The sequence below is a fragment of the Synechococcus sp. MU1648 genome, from assembly GCF_023630615.1.
Lineage (GTDB): Bacteria > Cyanobacteriota > Cyanobacteriia > PCC-6307 > Cyanobiaceae > Parasynechococcus.
This window is the reverse complement of record NZ_JAKUHI010000003.1, coordinates 61,700-88,356: the sequence shown is the minus strand read 5'-3', so window position 1 is coordinate 88,356 and position 26,657 is coordinate 61,700. Positions and strand designations below refer to the sequence as shown.

The 26,657-nt window shown below is 56.1% G+C and carries 22 protein-coding genes; 6 read left to right on the top strand and 16 right to left on the bottom strand.

The window, feature by feature from the left end:
- Positions 1-51 precede the first annotated feature (51 nt).
- Complete coding sequence (gene psaB / locus NCN06_RS05205) at positions 52-2,265, bottom strand: photosystem I core protein PsaB (RefSeq protein WP_166017519.1); 2,214 nt, start codon at positions 2,263-2,265, stop codon at positions 52-54.
- Positions 2,266-2,287: 22 nt separating this feature from the next.
- Positions 2,288-4,591, bottom strand: coding sequence for a photosystem I core protein PsaA (gene psaA / locus NCN06_RS05200; RefSeq protein ID WP_166017663.1), 2,304 nt, complete (start codon positions 4,589-4,591; stop codon positions 2,288-2,290).
- A gap of 403 nt (positions 4,592-4,994) precedes the next feature.
- On the opposite strand from psaA, the gene NCN06_RS05195 reads away from it, so the two are divergent.
- Both NCN06_RS05195 and cobJ read left to right on the top strand, forming a co-directional pair.
- Positions 4,995-6,323 (top strand): hypothetical protein, encoded by a 1,329-nt coding sequence (locus NCN06_RS05195; protein ID WP_226398171.1) that lies wholly within the window; start codon positions 4,995-4,997, stop codon positions 6,321-6,323.
- A gap of 69 nt (positions 6,324-6,392) precedes the next feature.
- Positions 6,393-8,120, top strand: a complete 1,728-nt coding sequence (gene cobJ / locus NCN06_RS05190) for a precorrin-3B C(17)-methyltransferase (protein ID WP_226398170.1) — start codon at positions 6,393-6,395, stop codon at positions 8,118-8,120.
- 829 nt (positions 8,121-8,949) lie between these two features.
- Here cobJ and NCN06_RS05185 read toward each other — a convergent pair.
- The 6 genes from NCN06_RS05185 to NCN06_RS05160 all read right to left on the bottom strand — a co-directional run bounded on the left by NCN06_RS05185 (position 8,950) and on the right by NCN06_RS05160 (position 14,380).
- Positions 8,950-9,093 (bottom strand): hypothetical protein, encoded by a 144-nt coding sequence (locus NCN06_RS05185; RefSeq protein ID WP_226398169.1) that lies wholly within the window; start codon positions 9,091-9,093, stop codon positions 8,950-8,952.
- A gap of 54 nt (positions 9,094-9,147) precedes the next feature.
- A complete protein-coding gene (locus NCN06_RS05180; protein ID WP_226398168.1) occupies positions 9,148-9,294 on the bottom strand; it encodes a hypothetical protein in 147 nt (48 codons plus the stop codon).
- 926 nt (positions 9,295-10,220) lie between these two features.
- Positions 10,221-10,523 (bottom strand): hypothetical protein, encoded by a 303-nt coding sequence (locus NCN06_RS05175; protein WP_226398167.1) that lies wholly within the window; start codon positions 10,521-10,523, stop codon positions 10,221-10,223.
- Positions 10,524-10,873: 350 nt separating this feature from the next.
- Positions 10,874-12,217 carry a hypothetical protein gene (locus NCN06_RS05170; protein WP_226398166.1) on the bottom strand — a complete coding sequence of 448 codons (1,344 nt, stop codon included), beginning with the start codon at positions 12,215-12,217 and terminating at the stop codon, positions 10,874-10,876.
- A gap of 108 nt (positions 12,218-12,325) precedes the next feature.
- Entirely contained in the window at positions 12,326-12,655 is a 330-nt protein-coding gene (locus NCN06_RS05165) for a hypothetical protein (RefSeq protein ID WP_250398720.1), read from the bottom strand.
- Between the two features lie 396 nt (positions 12,656-13,051).
- Entirely contained in the window at positions 13,052-14,380 is a 1,329-nt protein-coding gene (locus NCN06_RS05160) for a hypothetical protein (protein WP_226398164.1), read from the bottom strand.
- Between the two features lie 193 nt (positions 14,381-14,573).
- Here NCN06_RS05160 and NCN06_RS05155 point away from each other — a divergent pair, with 193 nt between their 5' ends.
- A complete protein-coding gene (locus NCN06_RS05155) occupies positions 14,574-15,470 on the top strand; it encodes a phytanoyl-CoA dioxygenase family protein (RefSeq protein WP_250398719.1) in 897 nt (298 codons plus the stop codon).
- A 151-nt stretch (positions 15,471-15,621) separates the two neighbouring features.
- Here NCN06_RS05155 and grrA read toward each other — a convergent pair whose 3' ends face one another.
- The 5 genes from grrA to NCN06_RS05130 all read right to left on the bottom strand — a co-directional run bounded on the left by grrA (position 15,622) and on the right by NCN06_RS05130 (position 19,032).
- Complete coding sequence (grrA, locus tag NCN06_RS05150) at positions 15,622-15,984, bottom strand: GrrA/OscA1 family cyclophane-containing rSAM-modified RiPP (protein ID WP_226422701.1); 363 nt, start codon at positions 15,982-15,984, stop codon at positions 15,622-15,624.
- 544 nt (positions 15,985-16,528) lie between these two features.
- Positions 16,529-16,843 (bottom strand): hypothetical protein, encoded by a 315-nt coding sequence (locus NCN06_RS05145; protein ID WP_226423214.1) that lies wholly within the window; start codon positions 16,841-16,843, stop codon positions 16,529-16,531.
- A gap of 1,178 nt (positions 16,844-18,021) precedes the next feature.
- Positions 18,022-18,180, bottom strand: a complete 159-nt coding sequence (locus NCN06_RS05140) for a metallothionein (RefSeq protein WP_226398598.1) — start codon at positions 18,178-18,180, stop codon at positions 18,022-18,024.
- 75 nt (positions 18,181-18,255) lie between these two features.
- Entirely contained in the window at positions 18,256-18,357 is a 102-nt protein-coding gene (locus NCN06_RS05135; RefSeq protein ID WP_350223182.1) for a DUF1651 domain-containing protein, read from the bottom strand.
- A gap of 99 nt (positions 18,358-18,456) precedes the next feature.
- Complete coding sequence (locus NCN06_RS05130) at positions 18,457-19,032, bottom strand: putative antibiotic biosynthesis monooxygenase (RefSeq protein WP_226398599.1); 576 nt, start codon at positions 19,030-19,032, stop codon at positions 18,457-18,459.
- 662 nt (positions 19,033-19,694) lie between these two features.
- Here NCN06_RS05130 and NCN06_RS05120 point away from each other — a divergent pair.
- Complete coding sequence (locus NCN06_RS05120; protein ID WP_250398718.1) at positions 19,695-20,837, top strand: THUMP domain-containing class I SAM-dependent RNA methyltransferase; 1,143 nt, start codon at positions 19,695-19,697, stop codon at positions 20,835-20,837.
- Between the two features lie 24 nt (positions 20,838-20,861).
- Here the strand turns inward: NCN06_RS05120 and NCN06_RS05115 are convergent, their stop codons facing one another.
- The 3 genes from NCN06_RS05115 to NCN06_RS05105 form a co-directional block, all read right to left on the bottom strand.
- On the bottom strand, positions 20,862-21,647 hold the full coding sequence (locus NCN06_RS05115) for a hypothetical protein (RefSeq protein WP_226398617.1): 786 nt from the start codon (positions 21,645-21,647) through the stop codon (positions 20,862-20,864).
- 106 nt (positions 21,648-21,753) lie between these two features.
- Positions 21,754-22,140 carry a phage holin family protein gene (locus NCN06_RS05110; protein WP_226398618.1) on the bottom strand — a complete coding sequence of 129 codons (387 nt, stop codon included), beginning with the start codon at positions 22,138-22,140 and terminating at the stop codon, positions 21,754-21,756.
- Entirely contained in the window at positions 22,140-22,562 is a 423-nt protein-coding gene (locus NCN06_RS05105; protein WP_115093108.1) for an ElaB/YgaM/YqjD family protein, read from the bottom strand. Before NCN06_RS05105 ends, NCN06_RS05110 begins: the two co-directional genes overlap by 1 nt.
- A 59-nt stretch (positions 22,563-22,621) precedes the next feature.
- Between NCN06_RS05105 and NCN06_RS05100 the strand changes: the two genes are divergently transcribed.
- Together NCN06_RS05100 and smc are read left to right on the top strand one after the other, a co-directional pair.
- Positions 22,622-22,978 carry a hypothetical protein gene (locus NCN06_RS05100; protein WP_226398619.1) on the top strand — a complete coding sequence of 119 codons (357 nt, stop codon included), beginning with the start codon at positions 22,622-22,624 and terminating at the stop codon, positions 22,976-22,978.
- 50 nt (positions 22,979-23,028) lie between these two features.
- On the top strand, positions 23,029-26,634 hold the full coding sequence (smc, locus tag NCN06_RS05095; RefSeq protein WP_250398717.1) for a chromosome segregation protein SMC: 3,606 nt from the start codon (positions 23,029-23,031) through the stop codon (positions 26,632-26,634).
- Positions 26,635-26,657: the final 23 nt, after the last annotated feature.

Here is a 26,657-nt window from a genome sequence, read left to right as displayed (position 1 = left end):
GGGGATAAGTGAAACGAGGAACGACTCGTCGCCGGTTGAATCAGGAAAGAATCAACCGAACTTTCCTGAAGTCGAAGCTATCAGGAAGGCTGCGTACGTCAGCACATAGCCGACCGTGAAGTGGGCGAGACCAACAACACGAGCCTGAACGATGGAGAGAGCCACAGGCTTGTCGCGGTAACCCATCATGTTGGCGATGGGGCTGCGCTGGTGTGCCCAGACAATGGTCTCGATCAGTTCCTGCCAGTAACCCCGCCAGGAGATCAGGAACATGAAACCGGTAGCCCATACCAGGTGACCGAAGAGGAACATCCAGGCCCAGACGGCCAGGTTGTTGCTTCCAAACGGGTTGTAACCGTTAATCAGCTGGGAGGAGTTGAGCCACAGGTAGTCACGGAACCAACCCATCAGGTAGGTGCTGGATTCGTTGAACTGAGCCACGTTGCCAGACCAGATCGCCAGGTGCTTCCAGTGCCAGTAGAAGGTCAGCCAACCCACGGTGTTCAGGGCCCAGAAGACTGCCAGATAGAAGGCGTCCCAGGCAGAGATGTCGCAGGTACCGCCACGGCCGGGGCCGTCGCAGGGGAAGGAGTAGCCGAAATCCTTCTTATCGGGCATCAGCTTGGAGCCGCGAGCATCCAGGGCACCCTTCACGAGGATGAGGGTGGTGGTGTGCAGACCCAAAGCGATGGCATGGTGAACAAGGAAGTCACCAGGGCCGATCGGCAGGAAGACATCGGTGTTGCCGTTGATGGCATCAAGCCAGTAGTGATCGCCAGGAATGTTCTGGGACGCAAGGCTGGCGGAGCTGGAGGCATTGGAGAGCAGCACGTCCATTCCATACATGGCCTTGCCAGAGGCGGCCTGTACGAACTGGGCGAAAACGGGCTCAACCAGAATCTGCTTCTCGGGGGTACCGAAGGCAACGACCACATCGTTGTGGACGTAGAGACCCAGGGTGTGGAATCCGAGGAACAGGGAGACCCAGCTCAGGTGACTGATGATCGCTTCTTTGTGCTCGAGCATCCGAGCCAGGACGTTGTCCTTATTGGCTTCGGGGTCGTAGTCACGGATGAAGAAGATCGCACCGTGAGCAAAGGCACCACACATCAGCGCAATGGCGATGTACTGGTGATGGGTGTACAGGGCTGCCTGGGTTGTGTAGTCCTTCGCGATGAAGGCATACGACGGCATCGAGTACATGTGCTGCGCAACGAGGCTGGTGATCACGCCAAGGGAGGCGAGAGCCAAACCAAGCTGGAAGTGCAGGCTGTTGTTGATGGTGTCGTAGAGACCTTTGTGGCCCGCACCCAGATCACCAGGAGTGCCCTGGGGAGGGTTGTGGGTTTCAAGGATCTCCTTGATGGAGTGACCGATACCGAAGTTGGTCCGGTACATGTGGCCGGCGATCACGAAGATGCAACCGATAGCCAGGTGGTGGTGGGCGATGTCCGTCAGCCAGAGAGCTTCTGTCTGAGGGTGGAAGCCACCAAGGAAGGTGAGGATGGCGGTGCCGGCACCTTCGGAACTACCAAAGACCTGATTCAGAGAATCGGGATTTTCGGCATACACACCCCAGTTACCGGTGAAGAAGGGTCCAAGACCGGCGGGGTGAGGCAGAACGTTGAGGAAGTTGTCCCATCCAACGTGCTGACCGCGGGCTTCGGGGATCGCAACGTGAACCAGGTGACCGGTCCACGCGATGGAACTGAAGCCGAACAGAACAGCCAGATGGTGGTTCAGACGCGATTCAGCGTTTTTGAACCAGGCCAGGGAAGGACGGAACTTGGGCTGCAGATGCAGCCAGCCGGCGAAGAGGGCCCAAGCCGACAGGATCATCATGAAGATGGAACCCTGATACAGCTCGGCATTCGTCGTCATGCCGATTGTGTAGAACCAGTGATACAGGCCTGAGTAGGCGATGTTCACCGGGGAGGAAGCACCCGCCTGGGTGAAGGCGTCAATGGCGCCTTGACCGAAGTGGGGATCCCAGATTGCGTGAGCGATGGGGCGCACGTGCAGGGGGTCGGCGACCCACTGCTCGAAGTTGCCCTGCCAGGCGATGTGGAACAGGTTTCCCGAAACCCACAGGCCGATGATCGCGAGGTGACCGAAATGGGTGGAGAAGAGCTTCTGATAGAGGCGCTCCTCCGTCATTCCGTCATGGCTCTCGAAGTCGTGAGCCGTGGCGATCCCGTACCAAATACGGCGGGTTGTCGGGTCCTGGGCCAGACCCTGGCTGAACGAAGGAAATTTCGTTGCCATTAGAGGGAGAGGTCAGGTGAGGTCAGCCGACCACAAGAATGTGGGCGTGGAAGAAGGCCCACGTGGTCGCAATTCCGCCCAAGAGGTAATGGGCAACACCCACGGCACGGCCTTGGATGATGGAAAGAGCACGGGGCTGGATGGCGGGAGCCACCTTCAGCTTGTTGTGAGCCCAAACGATGGACTCGATCAGCTCCTGCCAGTAGCCGCGGCCACTGAAGAGGAACATCAGGCTGAAGGCGAACACGAAGTGAGCGCCGAGGAACATGATTCCGTAGGCAGCCGTGTTCGAGCCATAGCTGTTGATCACCTGAACGGCCTGAGCCCACAGATAGTCACGCAGCCAGCCATTGATGGTGATGGCACTTTGAGCAAAGTTGCCATTGGTGATGTGCGCGACGGAGCCGTCGGCATTCACCGTTCCCCAGATGTCGCTCTGCATCTTCCAGGAGAAGTGGAAGATCACGATTGACAGGGAGTTGTACATCCAGAACAGGCCCAGGAACACGTGGTCCCAAGCGGAGACCTGGCAAGTACCACCACGACCAGGACCATCGCAGGAGAAGCGGAAGCCCAGGTTGGCCTTATCAGGGATGAGACGGGAGCTGCGGGCGTACAAGACACCCTTCAGCAGGATCAGCACCGTCACGTGAATCGTGAAGGCGTGAATGTGGTGGACCATGAAGTCGGCAGTGCCGAGCGGCATGGGAGCCGCGGCGACTTTGCCGCCGACGGCGACCACCGAGCCGTTGAACACTTCACTCACACCCGCGAGGGCATTAGGAGCGGTGCTACCGGCAGCTGCGGCGTGCACGTTTTGAATCCACTGAGCAAAGATCGGCTGAATCGAGATGGCCGAATCGCTGAACATGTCCTGGGGACGACCCAAGGCACGCATGGTGTCGTTGTGGACATACAGGCCGAAGCTGTGGGCTCCGAGCCAGATGCAGACCCAGTTGAGGTGACTAATGATCGCGTCGCGAGCCTTGAGAACCCGATCGAGCACGTTGTCGATGTGCTTCGCGGGGTCGTAGTCGCGCACCATGGCAATGGCAGCGTGAGCGCCGGCGCCAACGATCAGGAAACCGCCGATCCAAATGTGGTGTGTGAAGAGACCAATCTGGGTCGGATAGTCGATCGCTTGGTACGGATACGGAGGCATCGCGTACATGTGCTGAGCCACGATGATGCTCACTGAGCCGCCGATGGCCAGGTTGACCGCCAGCTGGGCATGCCAGGAAGTGGTCATGAACTCATAAAGTCCGTCGTGACCATTGGTGGCAGGGAACAGCAGGGGATCGCCCTTCTGGCCTTCGTGGATCTCCTTGATGGAGTGACCGATGCCCCAGTTGGTCCGGTACATGTGACCGGCAACGATGAACATCACGGCGATCGCCACATGGTGATGGGCGATATCCGTCATCCAAAGGCTTCCCGTTACAGGATTTAGACCACCTTTGAAGGTGAGGAAATCGCTGTAGGCAGCCCAGTTACCGGAGAAGAAGGCACCGACACCGGCGCTGAACCCGGGGTACAGCTGAGCCAGCAGATCCTGGTTGAAGAATTCGTGCGGCAGCGGAATGTCTGCAGCCGAAGCGATGGTCTTGCCATTGAGAACCAGCGGCTGGCCGGCATCAATGGCATCCATCAACTTGGTGACAGGAGCCGAGACGTGGATCAGGTGGCCTGCCCATGACAGTGAACCGAGACCCAGCAGACCTGCCAGGTGGTGGTTCAGCATCGACTCAACGTTCTGGAACCACTCCAGCTTTGGCGCTGCCTTGTGGTAGTGGAAAACACCAGCGTTGAGCATCAGGCCGGCCATCACCAGAGCACCGATGGCCAAAGCCATGAGCTGGGTTTCACTGGTGATGCCCCAGGCCCGCCACATCTGGAAGAGGCCTGAGGTGATTTGGATGCCTTGGAACCCGGCACCCATGTCTCCATTGAGGATGTCTTGGCCAAAGACAGCCCAGACCTGCTGGGCGCTTGGCTTCACATGGGTGGGGTCGGCAAGCCAACCGGAATAGTTGGAGAAGCGTGCGCCGTGGAAGAAGGCACCGCTGAGCCAGATGAAGATGACGGCCAGGTGGCCGAAATGCGCGGAAAAAATCCGCCGAGAGACCTCTTGCAGGTCGCTCGTGTGAGCGTCGAAGTCGTGAGCGTTGGCGTGAAGGTTCCAAACCCAGGTGGTGGTTTTGGGACCTTTCGCGAGGGCGCGGTCGAAATGTCCGGGTTTACCGAACAATTCAAAGGTTGCAGGATTGTCAACCTTCTCGACCTGGCTCTTCGCGTCACTCCCACGCTCTGGTGGGCTGATGGTCATCGAGTCGTTCCTCGAGGGACGGGATTCGAGGTGGTGGGCCACCCCTCCGGCGAATCGGAATCCACCGGGGCCCCGGACACCAATCCACAGGGAATCAGCGTCAGGGCGTCAGTGAGGCAGGGAGCCGAAACCCCTTGACTGCACTGAAGCTGGGGCCCCACAGAGGGGACCGCTGGCGGAAGCATAGGTGCGGAGGTGGGGGTTAAAGGGAACTGAGTTACAAAGGTTCAATCCCATGGCGGGCCAGTCAGCGACAGGCGTCTGCAGAAGGCCGAGAATCAGTCAAACAATGAAGATCTCAACCAGTAAGCATTACAATTTCCCGCAAATATTCTCCTTAAATAACTAAAACTGTGACATTGAAGGGCTGATTGTTCAGAATGATCAGATCTGTTCATGCCCAATGCTTCGCCCTGGCCTGAAGTCGATATGGGCTGTTCTGCTGACAGCTGTGGTGCTGCTGAGCGCCGGATTGCCAGTTCATGCACGACCTGGATTCTTCAACCGCGATGTCGGCACCGGAGCGAAGCCCCTATCGAGCTCGACCCCCAGCGGGAAGCTCCAGGAGGTTGCCCCACCAGGGGCGGTGCAACAGCTGCGGCAGGAGCTGCAACGGCACCGTCCATCCCTGCGGTTGGTGAATCCAAGCAACGACACCATCGTGGCGACGAAAGAGCTTGAGCTGAGTTTCGAGATCGATGACTGGCCCCTGAACAACGACCCCGAACTGGGTCTGGGCCCCCACATCGCCATCCAGATCGATGACCGTTCTCCCCTACGGCTGAGCGATAGCGATGGCAACCGCCTGACGGTCCGCATTGACGATCTGGAAGCGGGCAGTCACCGGTTCAGCGCATGGGCTGCTTATCCCTGGGGGGAGGCCGTTCAGTCACCAGGGGCCTCCATCCAGGGCCGCGTCCACCTCTGGCAAAAACTTCAGGGCACGCAACCCGACCGGGATTCACCCTGGCTGGTTCCTGTTCCACCCGCTGGAGAACAAGGCCTGCAACCACTTCTGGTGGACTGGCTCCTTTGGAATGCTCCGCTCCAAAACCTGCGTGAGGGGGATGGACGCTGGCGTCTACGCATCAGCATTGATGGAGACAGCTTTCTGGTTGATCACCAGGAGGCCCTGTGGCTCAAAGGATCCAATGGCGCAAGCAGTCACGACATTCAGATGGAACTTCTGAATGAGCTGGGCGAGCCGATCACACCCGTGTTCAACAATCAGCTGGTTCACCTGAAGGCTCCATCAGGTCCCAAGCCGGGCTGGATGCGATCGCGCCTCAATGAGAGCCAACTCGCCCGCTTAAGCGGATCACCTGAGCCAGAGATGCCGGAAACAACGGTCGAACAACCGAAAGAGGCTCCACAGAAAGCAGAACAGCCACCACAACTGGCGCCAGTCGAGATCGAGGCCGAGACAGAGACAGAAGCAGAGACAGAGACCGATCCCATCGCCCCCGAGAACAGCGATCACGAGACCCCACAGTCGCCCCTGGCTCAGGACCAAGCCACGGCAGAGGCCAGCCAGCCAACACCGACCAAGGAGCAGCCCGCTGACAACGATCTTCCAATGAACACCAGCGAGAACAATCCACCGGTTGCGGAAAAGCCAACCGAATCGCTCGAACAGCAGGCCAAGACAGAAGCCAAGCTGATGCCGAGCAGCAGCCTGGGAGGATCAGCGCGTGAGCTGCTCAACAGTGATGGCCGCTTGCGCAAGCCCTGACCCGGATTCCCTGCCCTGAACCCAACACCCGACGTACCTGCTCTGGGCCTAGGACTCTCCCCCAGCGCCATGCCGCTCTTGGAGCGATTGCTGCTGCGCGGCCACATTGACCGGATCAAGGCGGCCGATCAAAACATCAATACTGCTCTTGATGAGCACTGGATGGCGCAGAACGTCGTGCTGATTGTGGGTGCCGTGGGCGCGGTGACACGCCTTATCGCACCGCGGATCCAAAGCAAGGAGCAGGATCCGGCCGTTCTGGTTCTCGACCCGAAAGGGGATTTCATCATCCCGCTGCTGGGAGGCCATTCCGCAGGTGCTGAACAACGCGCGCGGGAGATCGCCATGGATCTGGGAGGGCAGGCCGTGATCACTGGCGCCTGCGCCCATGAAGGACGTCTCCCCCTGGATGCCTTTGGTGAAGGCTGGGGCTGGAGACGCAGGGGGTCGGTGGCGGGTTGGCGCACTCTGATGGTGCGGCAAGCCCAGGGATTCAGCATCAGCATTCACCAGAACAGTGGATGTTCCGCCTGGCAATGCCCCGAAAGCCAGCACTTGCTCGAAAAAGTGGCGTCAGAGGCCGCTGACCTTGCGATCGGAGCGCGCCTTCAGGGTGATTGCCAATGGCATCCAGCAACGCTCTGGATCGGCATCGGCTGCGAGCGCAACACCAGTCTGTCCCTGGTCGAAAAGGCCATTACCGAGGCTTTAGCAACAGCCGGGCTGGCGAAGGAGGCTGTCGCCGGCATCGCCAGCGCAGAGCGGAAATCCGATGAACCAGCCTTGCAACAACTGAGCCAGACCAGGGCATGGCCGTTCCGAACCTTTGCAGAGCAGACGCTGGCCTCCATTGACGTGCCGAACCCCTCCGAGGTCGTGCGCAGGGAAATGGGAACAGCTTCAGTGTCAGAAGCAGCGGCGTTGCTGGCTGCAGGCGACAAAGGTGTTCTGATCCAGCCAAAGCAAATCAGCCATCCCGCTCCGGGAGAACAGGGCGCCGTCACGGTGGCCATTGCCGAAGCTCCGCTACCCCACGCACCGGGTCGGGGCGAACTGCACCTCGTCGGCAGTGGTCCCGGAGATCTATCCCTGCTCAGCGGAGACGCCAAATCGGCCCTATCGCGATGCTGCGCATGGGTTGGGTACAGCCTCTACCTCGATCTGCTGGAGCCCCTAAGACGTCCGGATCAAATTCGGTTCGACGGTCAGCTCACCCGGGAATGGGACCGCTGTGCCGAAGCACTGCGCTTGGCACAACAGGGCGCCAAGGTTGCTCTCATCTCCTCTGGAGATAGCGGGATCTATGGAATGGCGGGATTAGCTCTGGAGCTGCTGCTTCAGCAACCCGAGCAGGACCGACCCAGCTTCACTGTGCATCCCGGAATTTCAGCATTCCAGCTGGCCGCCGCCAGAGCGGGAGCGCCACTTATGCATGACTTCTGCAGCGTGAGCCTCAGCGATCGCCTTACGCCCTGGACTGTGATCAAGCAGCGCTTGGAAGCAGCCGCAGCGGGAGATTTTGTCGTTGCGCTCTACAACCCACGCTCCAGGGGAAGGGATTGGCAGCTGGGGGCAGCCAAAAATATCCTGCTGAAACACCGCCCCTCAACCACACCGGTGATGCTGGCGCGGCAGCTGGGCCGCGCTGAGGAATCACATCAGCTCACCTGCCTTGAACGCTTAGAGCCTGAATCGGTGGACATGCTCACCTTGGTTCTGATCGGGAACAGCAGCAGCCGTGCCGAGGATGACTGGATGGTGACGCCGCGGGGGTACCCCGGGGCGAGCCTCCAATAGAAGAGGTGCAGGTCAAACACCCACTGGCTTGAACCATCAGCCGTAGCAATTCATTCTTTTTTTTCGACCCTGAAGGCTCTACCCAACTCAAACAAAACATCAACGATTCTCTGATCCAAAATCGAGATCACAAACGACAAGCCAGCCAAGAGACCCAACAAGACAGCCTGTAACAACTATGACCATGATTAAAAAGATGACGACACGAGCCAACAAACAAGAAAATGTCATCACAACGGCGTGCGTGAAATTCTTATTCAACTTTTCAGATTTTCGATTGGCTCCAAACTCGATTCCATCAACTCAATCTTGGTCGGCATTCTGGTTGAGCCGCCTTAACCAAAGTGTCAGGCCATTCATGAATGGATGTCGACGTCAGTCCTCCCTGCTTCCCCAGAGGATGATCAGAACGCACTTTTGAGCCCTTGGACGACTGGATCACTGAGTCTTTCCGCCGACGGAAGCGAACTCCCTAAGCCCAGCCAATCGCGCTAGACAGGCGGACCCAGCAGTTGCCGCTGACATGGGTCCGTGTCCCGAGCTAGGTGCATGAGTCCGGGACGCAACACAAATAAGCCAGTGAGGCCAGACGATTCAGCGAAATTCGATACCAACCGGGGTTGTTTGTAACTATCCCCAAGGCGGAAACCACTCGGGGACAAGACCCACACGGGATAGCCCCAGGACAACTGCAACGATCCCCAGCTTCATCCCCACCAGGATCCCCGCGTACTTCCAGCTGAACAAGGATTTCGTCTTGGTCGTCACAAGGCTCATCTGCTTCCCCCACATCATGCGCCCTTTTTGCTGCGGGCTCTGATGAGCAGCTTCAATCCTCTGCAGAACGCTTGCGACGGCGAGCACGATCGCTCAGGCCAATGATCACCCGCGTGATCCCCCACGCCAGTGCAACACCCAACACGATCGAGAGCAGTGTCGCCAAAGCACATCTATTGAGGACACCGGCAAGCACCGGATGCCACTCAATATGCCGTTCTGATCAAGCGATGCGTTCGGACTGTTGCGATCAGTCGCGTGTGTTCACGTCCTTGTCTTTGGGTGCCTCTGTCTTCGCCTGAGGCTTGGCGGCCGCCTTGGAGGCCAGAGAGGCTTCCAGGCGCTGCAGCTGCGCTTCGCGCAGTGCGCAAGAAATACTGAAGGTGCGGTCAGTCATCGATTGGCGTTCCCAACGGCGGCAGACACAGGGCCTTATGCGATCGAGAGGGCGCCTACAGATATAAGGACCGACGAAACCTAGTCGCTCAGCACCCCACGTCCAGGGAGCAAAAGTGCTTACGTCATCGTCTTGCAACACATGGGTTGACTCACCTCAGGGGTCAGCCCATTGGCATCGGCCAGATCGATGCCCAGAGCTTGCAGACCACTCCTCCCTTCCATCCCTGAAGCTCATGCTCGTCAGCACTGAGGCTGATGCGCTCTTGGTATCACTAAGGCACTCAATTCAGAATTTCTTCCGTGAATCTTCGGGGAGCATTGCAGCAATAGGCATCTCAGCACCCATAGCTTCCTTAGAACAGTTCTCTTTTCCTCATGTGCCCACCAGACCTGTCGAGTCTCAAGTGGGGGAATGACGGCGAGTTGTCTCCCAATGACACCCTCAGCCTGGTGGAGAGACTGACAAGAGCAGAGCAGAAGTCCGAGGGAGTTGACGAAACGACTCTCAACTCCAGTTCCATCTCCCAGGGGGAACCCTTACAAGAGTCCTGATAGAGGGCGACTGACGGGCATGTCAGAAAGACAGTTCCGAGTCGAAGAACTGAACCCTTTTTTGGAATGGCACCTCCACACGACTGAAGCTTCGCTGGAGCTTGCCTCTGAATCAGCAACGAGGATCGCCAGGATGATCGGCAGGAAAACCAGGGTGCTTAGCAAGGATGGAGCAGTCCTGTTCGAGCTGGATCCAGTGGAGAAGAGGAACTAGAGCCGTTTCATCAAGGGATGAAGTCGCCATACATACGGATTTCGCAAGCTCGAAGAACAAGGTCGACGGGAAGAAGCAAAAGGAAAACCCCACTCCCTAGCCACTAAACCAGGGCGTCTTGGAATCGGAATCGAGCCCATCAACGAGCCTTCTGCGGCTTAACTCCACGAGCTACGCCTCTTACGGCCAACGCTGTATCCAATGACCAGGCCGCCCGCAGCTCCAACACTCCCGGCCGTTAGTGCGGTCGCCTGATCCTTGGTGAGTTCGCTAGCCAGGCTTACCGACAGCCCCAGGACCACGAGCATTCCCGCGCCTGTGAGCACTGCATCCAGCCCGAGGCTTGACTGTCTGTGGAGAACTGGCTTGGGTGGCTCTCCCTTAAACGCACGATCTGCATCGGACCGCGCATGATCAATTTCTCGCTGCAGGCGCTCGATGTCCTTTTTGGGGTCAGGCATCAGGCGTCAGCAATCCACTTGCAGGCGAAGACGGTTAGTGGCGTTCAGGTAGCAGCAGCGATAGCCAGTTCAAAACCAAACATGGATCGTCTTGTCTCTGAACAAAACCTCGCCGTTTCAGCTGGAAACCAACTCCCCCATTCGATTGATTGTTCCGTCTGAATTCAGGGGTTCGCATCCCTCAACTGGGTGAACAATGAAAAATCCCGCCATTGCTGACGGGGCAAATGTTTTGTCGAGAGATGGATAGCGACAATCACAACGCCCCCTGCTTTCCCCTTGCGGGTCTTTTATTGCTTCCAGCCGCTCTCAATAGGCATCAGGCTTCCCGACAATCCTTCCAGAGACGACTAGAAGAATCCGCCTTCCGTCATTGCGTTGACCTGATCCACTCCAAGCCCGCCGGTGACGACTGCTTCAAGGGCGCCATTGGCAAAGATGCCAACGCCTTGTTCGCCACTACTGGGGAGTGATGCCATCTGGAAACTCAGCTGGCTGCCTTCAACGCCATGGATATAAATCCGATCGTTAGCTCCTAGGTCATTCAGCAAGTCAGCAAAGCTGCCGTCTGTGGGGCGTCCATACAAGACCGAATCAGCGTGGACATAGATCTGGTCCGTAGCCCCATCGTTGGCACCTGCGCTGATGGTGTTCTTGCCAGCACCACCACGAACGATGTCTGCTCCAGCACCCCCAGACATATCGTCACCACCCTGACCACCGTTCATCTCATCGTTGCCAGCGCCACCAACCAAGGTGTCGCGACCGAAGTTGCCACCCATTAGGTCATTGCCATTACCACCGATGAGGTAGTCACCACCTCCATAACCACGCAATGTGTCGTTTCCATCGCTGCCATCAATCGTTTCTGAATTCACCTGACCAATCAGGCCACTTATAAAATCAGCGCCAGCAGTGCCAACCAGGTTGCTAACCAATTGATCATCTTCTGCACCCCATATGGACTGAAGCGCTTGAATATCGAGAGGTCTAAACCAAACTGGATCTTCATTAAGACCTGGTCTATTATTGTAGGACATAATTGAATTCCACACATCCCAGCCTGGGTTTTCCCCAACGCCGCCAGGATGAGACAACCCGAGCGCGTGACCTATTTCGTGAACAATAGTTGTTTTTTCATATGCGTTAAATGCATCTCCTGAATACATATCTCTCCACTCAATATCAATGCCCTCTGGTTGGCCATACATTGTTCCTCCCCCGATGCTATTAGGATCAGGGAAGCGATTAGACCAATCAGAATTTCTGTAAGCCCTATAGATTCTAATATCACCTGTTTGGCCGCTTTCTACCCTCTTAAAGTCAAGATCGATCAAGCTATCTAATTTAATAAACACACTTTCTATGAATTGAAGCTGCTCCAATGAGTGCCACATGGCACCCAATTCATGCCCTCTATGGTTATATGTTTTTGTGAATTCCCATGGTCCTTCGTAAAGGCTGTACTCAACATTCTCACTATTGCCAATATTGCGCCTCAAACCTTGATAATCCCAAACCAATTCTCTGTAATTAAGCTCAAGAGATGTACTCAGACTAAGCTGCTGATGCAATTCCAACTCAAAATTTGAATGAGCAGAATTCGGTTGGCAAAAAGCACATCCGCATTTTCTATAGCGGGATTCCTCGCCTGAAAAGTTAAATGAATCAGAAAGAAGATTTTCTAACCCCATCTACTCGGTAAGTGGGTGCATGACAACAATCTACCTCTCGGCTGCGAATCACCTCCCCCATTAGAGGGAGGCTTTGGTGAGATTTTGATGAATCCCTTGCAGCACTAATTAAAAGCTCACCCCCAGAGTCCAAACCAGCAGCCTGTCCTGCTCTTCCACCGTCAGGAACGAATAAATCCAGCCCAGCAAAAGCTCCTCGACTATTGGCTCTCCTAGGTCTTGCACTCCACCAGACAGCCAACACCTGAAGGCATCAGGGTCATTTGCGCGTAGGGCATAGACAAGTTCCCCCATAAGGAGAAAGTCCTCAAGTTTTTTACTGCTCCATCTGATAAACCTGGCTATATCTAAGCAATCTGGAAATGTTGCTAATGAAAGAGGTGTTCCTTGTGTGGGCAGGTGCGGTTGCAGCTCTTTCGACTTATGGGCTTCCAGCATTCGCTCGCTGCCCTGAAGGGTTCACAGGGTCTGCTGGCTATAACTACTGCGTTCCTACTGACCCTTCTGCGAGAAAGATCTGGCTTGATTGTTCCACAGAGCAAAGGCGGTTAGGGCTGACAGAGGTAAGCCCTTGTATTCCTGAAGCCAGACGAATCAAGCTCATTGACAACTACATCTACTACTGTCGGAAAGCAAAGCTTCCAAGTCTGATGCGTTGAAAGTTTGATCAGCAAAAAACCGCCATTGCTGACGGGGTGGTGAGTGTGTGTGAGGTTTTGTCGGGAGATGGATAGCGACAATCACAACGCCCCCTGCTTTCCCCTTGCGGGTCTTTTATTGCTTCCAGCCGCTCTCAATAGGCATCAGGCTTCCCGACAATCCTTCCAGAGACGACTAGAAGAATCCGCCTTCCGTCATTGCGTTGACCTGATCCACTCCAAGCCCGCCGGTGACGACTGCTTCAAGGGCGCCATTGGCAAAGATGCCAACGCCTTGTTCGCCACTACTGGGGAGTGATGCCATCTGGAAACTCAGCTGGCTGCCTTCAACGCCATGGATATAAATCCGATCGTTAGCTCCTAGGTCATTCAGCAAGTCAGCAAAGCTGCCGTCTGTGGGGCGTCCATACAAGACCGAATCAGCGTGGACATAGATCTGGTCCGTAGCCCCATCGTTGGCACCTGCGCTGATGGTGTTCTTGCCAGCACCACCACGAACGATGTCTGCTCCAGCACCCCCAGACATATCGTCACCACCCTGACCACCGTTCATCTCATCGTTGCCAGCGCCACCAACCAAGGTGTCGCGACCGAAGTTGCCACCCATTAGGTCATTGCCATTACCACCGATGAGGTAGTCACCACCTCCATAACCACGCAATGTGTCGTTTCCATCGCTGCCATCAATCGTTTCTGAATTCACCTGACCAATCAGGCCACTTATAAAATCAGCGCCAGCAGTGCCAACCAGGTTGCTAACCAATTGATCATCTTCTGCACCCCATATTTCAATCAATGCTGCTATGTCAGTGTCGCTAAACCAATTATCCCAGCCATCAGGGCTTATATTGTATGACATAACTGTGTCGTCAGTATTCCAATTTCCATTAAAAGGATCCTCGTAAGGATGCGACAGACCTAGTGCATGACCAATCTCATGAACGATTGTATTGGCGTCACTGCTATTGAGCGAAGCACTGCCATCAGTATCCTTCCAATAAATATCCCAATACGAACTAGAGCCATAACCTTGATCATTAACCTCCCCAAGTGTTTTATCGCCCCATTCGCTGTAGTCGCCAAGAGAATAAATATCAAACGTCGTACCACTCCAGTCACTTGACTCACGGAAGTCCAAGTCAATATATGGATCTATGCGATCAAAAATACTTCTAATAAAATTGGCTTCATCAGAGGAGTGTCCCAAAGAGTCTCCGTAAGTGTAGTCTTCAAATGTGGTGAAACCTGTTCCATTGTGAATATAATATTTAAGTGTTTCACCTCCGCTTGCATTTAATGCATTTGCAGTGTGCACACCAAAGGTGTCACTGATTAGTCCAGCTGTTGATAAATATCCACCTCCTTGCGCTGAGCTGCCTTGAGCATCATTGCTCTGATGGCTATCTCCAGCATTAAGCCTGCAAGAATCACAACCGCATGTTCTGTAGTGGAATTCTTGGCCTAAAAGACCAAATGAATCAGAAAGAAGATTTTCTAAACCCATTTACTCGGTAAGCGGGTACATGACAACAATCTAACTCTCGGCTGGGAATCACCTCCCCCATCTCAGGGATTTATTAAGCGGGCTTTATCCCCCATCTGGTTAGAGGCTCACCCCTAGGTGCCAACCCGCCAACCTGTCCTGCTCTTCCACCGCCAAGAAATGGCCAAGCCAGTCCAGTCGCTATGGTTCGAATGTGGCTTCAACGAAAAAATGGCTGATGCACTTTAATACTGAATCACCATTAGGCCCCCTTGGATGGCGTCACTGTAAAAACGCAATTCCCAAGAATCTAATCCAGGAAGTTAAAGCAGAACTATCTGAATGGATGACAATCAAAGGTTCACCCAAGAAGGGCTTGGTTTTTAATGACATTGATCGACAAGCCAAGCAATTCTCAAACTGCATCTCAGACTTCCAGCTTTCTCTGCAGAAGAATCTACCTTACCTTCCATCTGTATATAAACTTGCATTATCTCAAGAAATAAAAGGTGTACTGGAGGCCAATACAGGCTGGAGCAAAAGCGAGCTGAGTCCAATTCACAACATTAGAGTTAAATATCCAAGCAAATACGGCGTTAGCCCTTTTACAACTGTCCCCTGGCACCAGGACTATGGAGCCACCGATCCGGGACAGAGCAATCTTTGTATTGTGACCGCCTGGATTCCATTAACCTCTACAGATAGTCACAATGGTGGAATCGAAATAATTCCTAGAAGTACAAGCTTTGGATGGCTTGAACATCGACGCGGAGAAAGTGGACCAGAAGTCAAGGATGAGATCATGAAAGAAGTTCTAAATGAGCGACGTGATTTACAACCCATCAAGACGAAAACGATCCTTGGTGATTTAATTTTATTTGATCAATACACACTTCACCGCAGCCTTATCAACTCAAGCAACCAACTTCGTTGGTCAATAGATATGCGATACATCTCTAGCGGATCAGAATCCGGACGTCCTGGAATGTGGCATAGAAATCCTGTAGTAGGAGAATGCGTCAACACCGAAGTCATGTCTTTAATTCAGCAAAGGCAAAATTTAATGGACAATCCAGAGACAACCATCAGAAAGCGTGTTGACAGCAACTAAAACAGCCATAGGCCCGGCAGAGTAGCCAGCACATTCCGAAGCTCGCCAGAACCATGCGGGAGTTTTGCCCAATTTCAGGGCTACGAATCCCCCATCTGGGTAGGCAATAAAAATCCCGCCATTGCTGACGGGGTGAAGTCAGCTCGCAGTTCTACCAATTCACAAAGCCACGTCGCCCGCCACCGTTGCCCCAGGCACCTGAACCGTTGCGCCAGCCACCACCACCGGCGTTAGCGAAACCACCACTTGAATTAGCGAAACCGCCACCATTGCGCCAGCCACCGCCATTGGCCCAGCCACGTCCGCGACCGTTACCCCAAGCAGCGATATCCAGCGGTTTGTGCAGCTTTGCATTCAACAGGTGCGACCAGCCGTCGTCACTCCGTGCAGCAGCAATGCGTTGCTCGATGCTGTTGTCAGCTTTTTGAACTGAATATGTTCCGGCCTCAGTGGCGCCAACACTGCTCCAGGTGCTGAGCAGGATCAGTGTTCCAAGAAGGGTGGTTGGCTTCATTAGGCCCATTGAGCAGCTGAATTTCTGAAGTACTAGCCATGGTGGAAGCGGCAGGTCATGGGTCATGACGTAACTGCGTTGAGTTTTCCCCGCTCTGGGTAAGCAAGAAAAAACCCCATCACTGCTGAGGGGGTGGTGTGTGTGAGGTTTTATCGGAAGATGGATGGCCTCAATCAAAAGTTCACTGGTTTAATCGTTCTGTTTAACAACCAGCCTAGATTTTTGCTCCATCAGTCATGGCGACCTAGCTAGTTTGAATGGCAGATTCTTCGCTTCTACGATCAATCAACTGCTCATAAAGGGCTTGAGCCTCAAGGTGCTTGCCTGCTTGAGTGAGAAGTTTGATAAGCTCAAAATACTGTCGTTTGGCTTGCATTTGATTTTTGAAAAGTAAGGGCTTGCACCCCTTTTTTCCATAATGCAGACTACTTCCTATCTAAACATTGTCCTGAGTGGTGAGTTGAGTGAGAACGTGGTGAGAGGGTCTCTGGCTGTAAATGATTGCTCGACAACTCTCTAGACTTGAGGTGCACATGCGGCAGCGCTAAAGATAAATTGCACTCTTAATCCTTTTTTTTTCAAGCATTAGCTGCTTTTGCGACGCCTGGCCGATACAACTCTTATCCTCTTCGGATAAGGTTGAAATATAGAGCATTCCAACTGCAAAGGTGTTAATCATCATTCTTTTTCTTTCAAGGCTGTAACCGCGAAAGCTTGATTCGTCGCTAGCAATCTGGACCTCTAGCTCGGAAATTTTATCGAAATTGATCTTTATGAATTCCTGAAAAAAAGATGAGCCTTTTCTCTGAAGACAGTTAAACGCTGTCGATGCAAAATGGATTTGACTTTCGCTGATCATTTATCTTGTGCAATTGGAGGGAATCGCCCATACACAACATCTCCGTTCCAGCCGTGAATCACCTCCCCCATCCGAGCCATAGTTCTGTCCGATTTCAGGGGTTCGCATCCCCCATCCGGGTGGACAAAGAACAACCCCGCCATTGCTGACGGGGTGGTGTGTGTGAGGTTTTGTCGGGAGATGCATAGCGACAACATCAGCAGCCCCTGCTTTTCCCTTGCGGGTCTTGTATTGCTTTCAGCCGCTAAGCATCGGGCTTCCCGACGTAACAGCTAGTCCTCCTCAGCCTTATCAAGATCGAGCCTGCCACTGACCCTGCTTGGGGTGCAGAGGTTGAGCCGTAATCGATACGCAAACTAAAAGCGAGCAGCTATCCGGTTTTTTGCCACCTTGATAGTTCACTTCAGTCAGAGTTTTCGCCCACAAGCGGGGGCTTTTTTTACTGGGAAAGCGCTGGGCCCTCGTTAAGCCCAGCACATTCGTGGGCAAGCGCTCTGCAAGCCCTGGAGGAGAGTATTCCTGATCACCTAAGCGACCTAGTTCGCATAGGCACATTGATTCTTAAGCAATAGCTAAGGGATCGCTTTTTTCCCTGTCACCTCACCTTCCGCGCTGAAGCATTGAGAATGATTACCATTTCGCTGCGAGTGCTTTTTCGCGCTCGTCGGCCCCCCTTTCTAGTTCTGCAGAGCTGCGGGGGCTTTTTCTAATGGAAGTGCATCGAAGGTTTTGCTCCCCTCAGCAGCACCTGACCTCATCTCATTTGGTCGGTACTAATAACTCAATTTCAACTGCGCTGACCTCAAGCCATCGCCATGGTGTTATCGGAGTTTCCCCTCCATCCAATGGTCCTCGCAACGGCCCCATTGGACGCTGAACAACCCAATGACTCCCTTGCCAAAAGTTTTGCTGGGGGAGTCAGTTCAGCATTAATTCAGCTTTCCAGATTTTTTTTGCTCATGTCCACTCCTGAGGAATTTCAACGTTTTGCACTGTTGAACTACACGAATGCGAACGGGGAGGAGCTAGTTGGGCTCGCCGTGGAATTGGCTGAAGATCCAAGTGGTGGAGTTCAAGTACGGGTACTTAGGGATTCAAATGTCATTAGCTGCGGGTCAGTGGACTCATTAGAAGAATGCGCAGTGGCCGCCTCGCAAGACTGCGACTGCTGTGACTAATCAGCAGCAATCAAAACTTGAGCAACATTGCTCTTCTCCGGCGTGACCATCAGCACAGGGCTGAGAGCAATAAATCTTTCCATCTTTCTCGACGGCTTTGTCAGGAGAAACACTGCAGCCACATGGCTCACATGCGCATTGCTGGTTTGCGATTGGCATGGATTCGACGATCAACTCCCCTTGTCTTAAGTCGAAAAAACAACCAGCGCATCCCTCAACCGAGGGAGTTGAACCTCACCGCACTGGTGGGTTGCACCATCGCCAGCCTGTTTTGAGCATCTTGTCCCACGCCTCGATGGCGTTATGCCTAAGCATTCGCCTGCGGGTTTTGCGAATCTAGTGATCATGCGTCAGCTACGGATGATCACTCAGCCCAAAAAATTAGACGAACCAAAAATCACATAACTGACAATGAGAAAGGCAAATATTGAGGCGCTACCCGCCAGATTGAAGCGCCATGAATCTGTTTTTTAGCCACTCCCTATAGGCATTAGCCAGCAGCGGAACGAGAAGCCAACCAGTCAAAGCAACGGTGATTGCAGTACTCAACAACATGTTTAGAGCCAATGGCAATTTCCCCAAGGTGTCAACGCCGATCAAGCTCAGCAGCATCACGGATGGGTAGAGAGCAAGCCAAACCAACAAGTTCATTTTCCAGACGGGTGGGGAATCTGGCAGCTGGGATGTCAGCCAAAGATCAAACGAAGGCCGATGAATTCCGGATTGAAACCGATGAACAAATCTAGTTTCTGCTTGATTCAGCAAACGCCTGCGAACAGGGCTATCAATCCATTCGAGGCATGATTGAATATCACTAAAACGCAATCTTACGTTATATTCAAATATGTCATTTTCAAGTCGCCGATGCGTTATCTCCTGTTCAATAAAGCCTCTTGACTGCAACACTGCTTGCTTAAGTGAATTCTGAAGTCGCTTGAACTCAATATGATCTGATTGACGCACCTGAGCTTGGATTAAGTAATCAAATTGCTCAGACGATTCGCTGCCCATCATCGACCTTTTGCAACCGCCAAATCATCTCCTCTTGATCTTCTCTTTCCAGAACCACTATGTCTAGACCTCGATGAACGGGAACGGGCTTAATCCCCGAGCCAGCAGCAGCACCGGTGAAGGCAAAGCGGGAATCACTGCAGGACCGAATGCGCAAAGCGTGATGGCGCCAGTAGCAACAGCAACGCCGCAAGACGGGGGTGGGAAAGATGGTGCTGGATCGCCTGGACGTGGAGTGGGCTACCACACGACTAGATGTCCACGGCCTCGGGATGTCCACCGGGATGTCCACGGACCCCTGAGCACTAAAAAAGGCGACCCCTGAGATCGCTTGTCCTGGAATGGTTGAGGGGGCCTTCCAGCCCCCATGAGTCATTTGGGTGATAAGGCTGACTTCACCCCATCTCCCCTAAGGGTCAGGCAGCAACAGGGGCTGCTTGACGGGAGAAACGAACGATGTTGTTCGCAGTTACGGGTTTGCTCTCACCGAGCAGGCTTCAGTCACCCTCCTCATGCCCCGTCGAAACCATTGCAGCCCCGAGAAGGGGGAATGGAGCTGAGCGGAATCGAACCGCTGTCCGAAACACTGGTGTGGATCACCTAGTCCGACAAAGCCGGACCCTGTCATTCTGACAGGAGTGGTGGCCTGGAGCACAACGCCCTTGGGTCGAACAAACCGGCTATCTGCTGTTGCAGTTCTTCCCCAGGGCCTTGAGGCTGCCGGCAGCGAAGAACTGACCGACCTCGGGGCCCATTCCGTGAAGCCTGGCAGGCGTGCCGTCAGCTTCGAAGCAGACATGGCCTGTCTGTACAGGATGCACCTGCAGGCTCGGCTGCCCTTCCGCGTGCTGCGTCAGGTGGCGAGCTTCCCTTGCCAAGGCAGGGACGACCTCTATGACGGCATCCGCCGGGCCCTCGACTGGGAACGCTGGCTACATCCCTCCATGACCTTCCGGGTGGATGTGACCGGAACAGCACCGGGTCTAAACCACAGCCATTTCACGGCCTTGCAGGTCAAAAACGCCCTTGTGGATGCGCAACGGGATCTGTGGGGAGAACGCTCCTCCATTGATCTCGACGACCCCGACCTCTCCTTACATCTCCACCTTGGCCGCGGAGTGGCCCAGCTGAGCCTCGACGGCAGTGGCGGAAGCCTGCACCGCCGCGGCTACAGGGCAGCCATGGGGGCCGCACCCTTGAAAGAGAATCTGGCCGCCGGCCTGATTCGCCTGACAGGCTGGGATGGAAGAAGCCCCCTGGTAGATCCCTGCTGTGGATCGGGAGTGCTCTTAATCGAAGCGGCACTGGCAGCGCTGCAGCAAGCGCCGGGATTGGAGCGTCGTTTTGCCCTTGAGGGCTGGGCCGATTTCCAACCCGAACTCTGGGAGAAAGAAGTCGATCGCGCCAGGCAGCGCAGGCGCCGAGACCTCACAGTCCCCCTCCTGCTTGGAATCGAAGCGGATCCCGTCATCGCTGATCAGGCCCGCGCCAACGTGGAGGCTGCAGGCCTGAGCGGAATCATCCGCATCTCCACCAGCCCGTTTGAAGACGAAACACTGCCCGATGGTCCGGGAGTCCTGGTGTGCAATCCGCCCTATGGCCAACGCATCGGTGACGAAGAGGAACTCGATGGGCTCTACAGCGCTCTGGGGCAATTTGTACGCCGAGAAGCTTCCGGCTGGCAGCTTTGGCTGTTGAGTGGCAATCCGAAGCTCACGGGTGCACTACGGCTCAAAGCATCGCGACGGATTCCTGTGAGCAACGGCGGAATTGATTGCCGCTGGTTGAACTACGACATTCGGTGATGCGACAACACGAGCCCACAGGTTTCAGTCGTCGTAGGAGACAAAGCTTCCATTCACAGAAAATCCATCATCGGAGTCAACATTGATCGAAACATTGGCGACAGGTGACATATGAACCAACGCGCTGTCCCAGCAGCGATAAATCTCAGCATGAATCGCTCGAGCGATGTGATCAGGGGCAGAAAAATATTTCATCCATTTGCCGCTTGAACGACGCTTGCGAGCCGCCAACTGAGAGGCATTTCGCTCGAAGCTGCAATGAACCGTTGCTACAGCAACCTGCCTGAAACGTTGGAACAGTTTTTTGGCCAGAAAAGCTTGCATCATCAAATCATTTTGACGGGGCTTGAGCAGATCTTCAAAGCATCGTTTCGGCAATCTGTCTGACTCATTTGAAAGGCGCTGAGCCCTTCTTTTCAGCCCCCTAGGCCAATAGGACGCATCAATACCCCGCAGTATTTGATAAAGATCAAGATGAAGTAACAGACCAGATGGCAGGGCCGACTCACGCGATAACCGCTTCACATGACTGGCCTGAAAACAGGAATGTTGCTCTAAAGCAAGGCCGTAATCGTCATATTCACGACCGGATCGATCCAAAACAGACCCTAGAAACTCACCTCTCAGTGCATCACCAAACAAAGGAAGATCAGATTGGACCGCTTTCTGGATGACGGAGGACTTTCCAGATCCACAGGGACCGGCCACCAGGAAAAGAGTTGACTGTCCCGAGCCAAGCTCAAGGCGCGAACCGGATTGCTGATCAGGAACAAGATCCTGCCGAAACCTTCGCCAGAAGGGGGAGCGCAACGATCACAGAACAACAATCAAGGCAAGTTAACCCGGCATTAACCGTGGGTTAACTGTTAATTGCATGGTGAAGTGATGATGATGCGTCTAACGCGCTGGGGCCGGTTCAGACCCGCCCCATCACCGCACGAACGGTTTTCATCAGGCCCTCAAGTGTCTGGGGCAAGAAAGGCCCCTTCAACACCTGCCCACCGATGCGCAAACTGATGCCAGCCAGCACAAGATTGGCAACGGAAAGGGTCAGCAGCGCGCGCATCCAATCCAGCCCCCACTCGGCCTGAATCCAAAGCAGCAACGACGCTTCTCCCGCCAACAACGCCAGGAACATGGCGGTACCTCCGATGGCGAGGAACAAACCACCGCTGATCAATCGGCGTTTTTCACGATCCACCTCCTGCAGAGCAATACGCACATGCAGGTCCATGACTGACGCCGCCAGCGCCGTGACCCGGGCGGCTGCTCCAAATCCACGCGGAGAGTTTTGATCGGCCATCAGGAACGCCGTCCTCCGCGAAGCATGCTGCCCAGCAGCAAACCAACACCTAGGGCAACACCGACGGCCAGAAGCGGTCGCTGACGCACAGGTGCCTCAATCTTTGGCCGCAGCGTGCTGTTCAACTCATCCAGCAGCTGTTCCAGTTGCTCTTCCAGCGGGTCAAGACTGTCGGCCCAGTCGCGGCTGCGATCACCCGCGTTATGGAGAAGATCCTCAAGCTGATCGCGCACTCCTTGGGGCGTCAGGCCTGTATTCGCTTCGATCAGACGAACAAGCTCATCCACACTTCCCCGGGTCGCTTCCAGGGTGTGATGGGCCAAATCCGGCCAACGCTCTTGGATCGTGGGGAGCAGGCTGTCGAACCGCTCACGGAAGTGATGCTCGAATCTGCCGTTGGACTGCGGCGGTGTCGAGGCCATAAAGACCGGTGGCAGAAACCTCTAAAAGGGTAGGGAGACTGAAGGCTGAGGGAAAGTCTTTGCCGCGATACGCCCTACTGCGTCACACCGGAGCGCCGGACGACCCCAGCGGATGCCATATCGATCTGCTGCTTGAGCATGGGGACAGCTGCAGAACCTGGCGCCTCGCGACCGTGCCGCGCCCGAACGCAGGGGGGCAACCGGCGGTTCCCCTGCCACCACATCGGCGGGCCTGGCTGGAACCACGCAGTGCTGCCGTTTCGGGCAACCGGGGCTGGGCCGAACGGATCCATGCCGGGAGCTACAGCGGCGTGCTTCCAAACGCCACGGATGCAGACGTAACCCTGCAGCTCCAGGGCGACCTTCAGGGCTGCCTACGCATCGCCAACGGAAACTGCTCGTTAACGATCCCTTGAGCTTTTCGTGAGCTCCGCTAGTTTCGGCCTGCTGACAGCCCCAGATCCTGTTGGTTCATATCAATCAGGTTGGGCTTACGCACTTCAAGTCGTTCGGCGGAGCGATGACCATCCCTCTTGAGGAGGGATTCACCGTTGTGACCGGACCCAACGGTTCCGGCAAGAGCAACATCCTCGACGGCGTTCTGTTCTGCCTAGGCCTGGCCACCAGTCGCGGCATGCGGGCCGACCGCCTTCCGGACCTCGTCAACAGCGGCATGCTGAAGGCTGGCAAGGCCGCCGAAACCACAGTCAGTGTTCGCTTCGATCTCAGCGACTGGACACCCGATGCCGCCGAGGAAGGCCTCGACGCACCGGCGGAAGGCCCCTGGATTCAACCGGGACAAACCGAGTGGACGGTGACCCGCAAGCTGCGGGTGATGCCGGGGGGCTCCTACAGCTCCAGCTACAGCGCTGATGGAGTGTCCTGCAATCTGCAACAGCTGCAGACCCAGTTGCGACGACTCCGAATCGATCCCGAAGGCAGCAATGTGGTGATGCAGGGGGACGTCACCCGCATCGTCTCGATGAGCAACCGGGACCGCCGCGGCCTCATCGATGAGCTGGCCGGTGTTGCCCTGTTCGACACCCGGATCGAACAGACCCGCCGCAAGCTCGATGACGTGCAGGAGCGCCAAGAGCGTTGCCGGATCATTGAGCAGGAATTGCTGACCAGCCGCCAACGGTTGGAGAAGGACTGCGCCAAGGCCCGCCAGTATCAGGAGTTAAGGGAACGGCTACAGCTGGGACGCCGCCAGGAAATGGTGCTGGCCTTCGAGGCAGCCCAGCAGGCCCTGAAGGATCTGGCCACGCGCCAACAGGCTCTGGAAGCCCAGGAACAGCGGGACGCTGCGGCCATCGCCAGTGGCCGGGAGCAATTGAACAAGGCTGTTGCCGAACTGGAGCTGCTGCAGGAGCAGGTCAAGGCCCTAGGAGAAGACCAACTGCTGACGGTTCAAGCAGAACTGGCTGGCCTCGACACGAGCAGCCGCGAACTTGAACGCCAGGCCACCCTCCACCAGGACGAAGGCCAGAAACTTCAAGGACAGCGCCATGACCTCGCCACCCGTCGCCAGCAGTGGCAGCTGCAGTCGCGGGAGCTGGAGCGCGACCCCAACCAGGACGCCCTGAACGCCGCTGAAGACAACTGCAAAGCCGCTGAGGCATCGGTTGAGATGTCCCGCCGCCGACTGGCTGATGTTGCCGGCCGCTCCGGCGCCTGGGTGGAGGAACAAAAGCGCCGCAGTGGCCGCCGTCAGGACTTACAGAGCAGCGTCTCTCCCTTGCTGGAGGAGCAACAGCAGTTGCAGGAGCGGCTGCGTCAGGAACGGGAACGCCTCGAGGAGCTCACCCAGGAACAGCAGCAGGACGGCTCCGACGGTGCCGCCGTGCAGCAGCAGCTCGAGACCCTGGAGGAGACCTGGCAAACCCTTCTTCAAGCCATTGCCGATGGCAAACAGGAGCTCCAGCAAACGGCCGACTCCCTGGCCATCCAACAACGCACCCGCAGCCGGCTTGAACAGGAACAAACCCGTTTGGAACGGGAGATCGCTCGTCTGGAGAGCCGTCGCGATGCCCTTCAGGAAAGCCGCGGCACCGGTGCCCTTCGCCTTCTACTGGAGGCCGGCCTCGATGGCATCCATGGCCCTGTAGCCCAGCTTGGTGAGGTGGAGGATCGCCATCGTCTCGCCCTTGAAGTGGCGGCTGGGGCCCGTCTCGGACAGGTGGTGGTCGACGACGACCGCATCGCTGCCCGCGCCATCGAGCTGCTCAAGAGCCGCCGTGCCGGCCGGCTTACCTTCCTGCCCCTGAACAAGATCCGCTCACCCGGGGGGGGCGGCTCAGCCGCCTTTGCCAGGGGGGCACGCCCGGGAGGGGACAGCGGCGCTGGACTGATCGGTCGAGCTGTGGAACTGGTGCGCTTCGAGCCGGTGTACGACCAGGTGTTCGCTTACGTCTTCGGCGACACCCAGGTGTTCTCCGACCTGGCCAGCGCCCGTCAACAGTTGGGCCGCTCCAGGGCTGTGACCCTGGATGGGGAGCTGCTGGAGAAAAGCGGCGCGATGACCGGCGGCAGCTTCTCCCAGCGCAGCAGCAGCCTCAGTTTCGGTCGCAGCAGTGATCAGGACGAGGCCGAGCCACTGCGTCGTCGCCTGCTGGAACTGGGTGAATCCCTGGTGGCCTGTCGGCGGGAGGAGTCGAAGCTGGCGCAACTGATGGAGCAGCAGAAACCCCAGCTGCGCCAGCTCGAGCAGCAACAAGCCGCTCTGATCGCCGAGCGCAATGCGGCCCGGCGGAACCACGGTCCCCTGCTCGAGCGCAGCCGCCAGCGGGCTGAAAGGCTCAGCAAACTGCAGCAGGACCAGACGGAACAACAGCAGCGGCTCGAATCGATCAGCCGTGAGCTCGCCCCCCTGACAGTGGAGCTCCAAGCCCTGGATGAGGCTGAGCGGAACAGCGGCAGCAATGACGATGCCGCGGCCTGGGCCCAACTACAGAAGGAGCAGGAAGACGCAGACCAACGGCTGGAGACGGCCCGCAGCGAGCGGGACCAGCTGCTGAACGCCCGCCGCGAGAGACAGCTGGCGATCGAACGGCTGGGGGATCAGGAGAAGGCACTGGCCGCAGAGGAGACCCGGCTGCAGGAGGCTGTGAAGGCCCTGGCCAGCGCCCATGGCGCCTGGCGCCAGCAGCAAAGCGACCTTCAGCAGAAGCGTCAACAATTGGAGCAGCAGCAGAGCGACCTGCAGGAACGCTTTGGCAGCCAGCGCCGGGCCAGGGATGCCGCGGAAGCCGAGGTGGGCCGGCAGCGTCAGGCCCTGCAGCAGGCCGAGTGGAATCTGGAACGGCTCAAGGAAGACCGGGAAGGGTTAATCGAAGAGCAGCGCAGCGGTGCGGTGCGCCTCCAGGAGATGGAACAGGCCCTGCCGGATCCCAGACCTGAGATCCCGGAGGCCTTGCGACTGTCTGGCCTAGAGGCCTTACAAGCCGATCTGCAGGCGATCCAGCAACGCATGGAAGCGCTGGAGCCCGTCAACATGCTGGCGCTGGAAGAACTTGAGGCCCTCGAACAGAGGCTCAACGAACTGAACGAGCGGCTCGATGTGCTCAACAGCGAGCGGGAAGAGCTTCTGCTGCGGATCGAAACCGTGGCCACCCTGCGTCAGGACGCCTTCATGGAAGCTTTCACCGCCGTGGATGGCCATTTCCGCGAGATCTTTGCCTCGCTCTCTGATGGTGATGGCCACCTCCAGCTGGAGAACCCGGACGATCCTCTGGAAGGTGGCCTCACCCTGGTGGCGCATCCCAAGGGCAAGACCGTACGGCGCCTGGCCTCGATGTCAGGTGGTGAGAAATCGCTCACCGCTCTCAGCTTCCTGTTTGCCCTGCAGCGCTTCCGGCCGTCGCCCTTCTATGCCCTGGATGAGGTGGACAGCTTCCTGGACGGCGTCAATGTGGAGCGCCTTGCCGCCCTGATCGCCCGTCAGGCCGAGGCGGCACAGTTCATGGTGGTCAGCCATCGCCGCCCGATGATCGGCGCGGCCCAGCGCACCATTGGAGTGACACAGGCCCGCGGCGCCCACACCCAGGTGGTGGGTTTGCCGGATGCCGCCTGAACGATCGACGTTTTCGCTGTGCA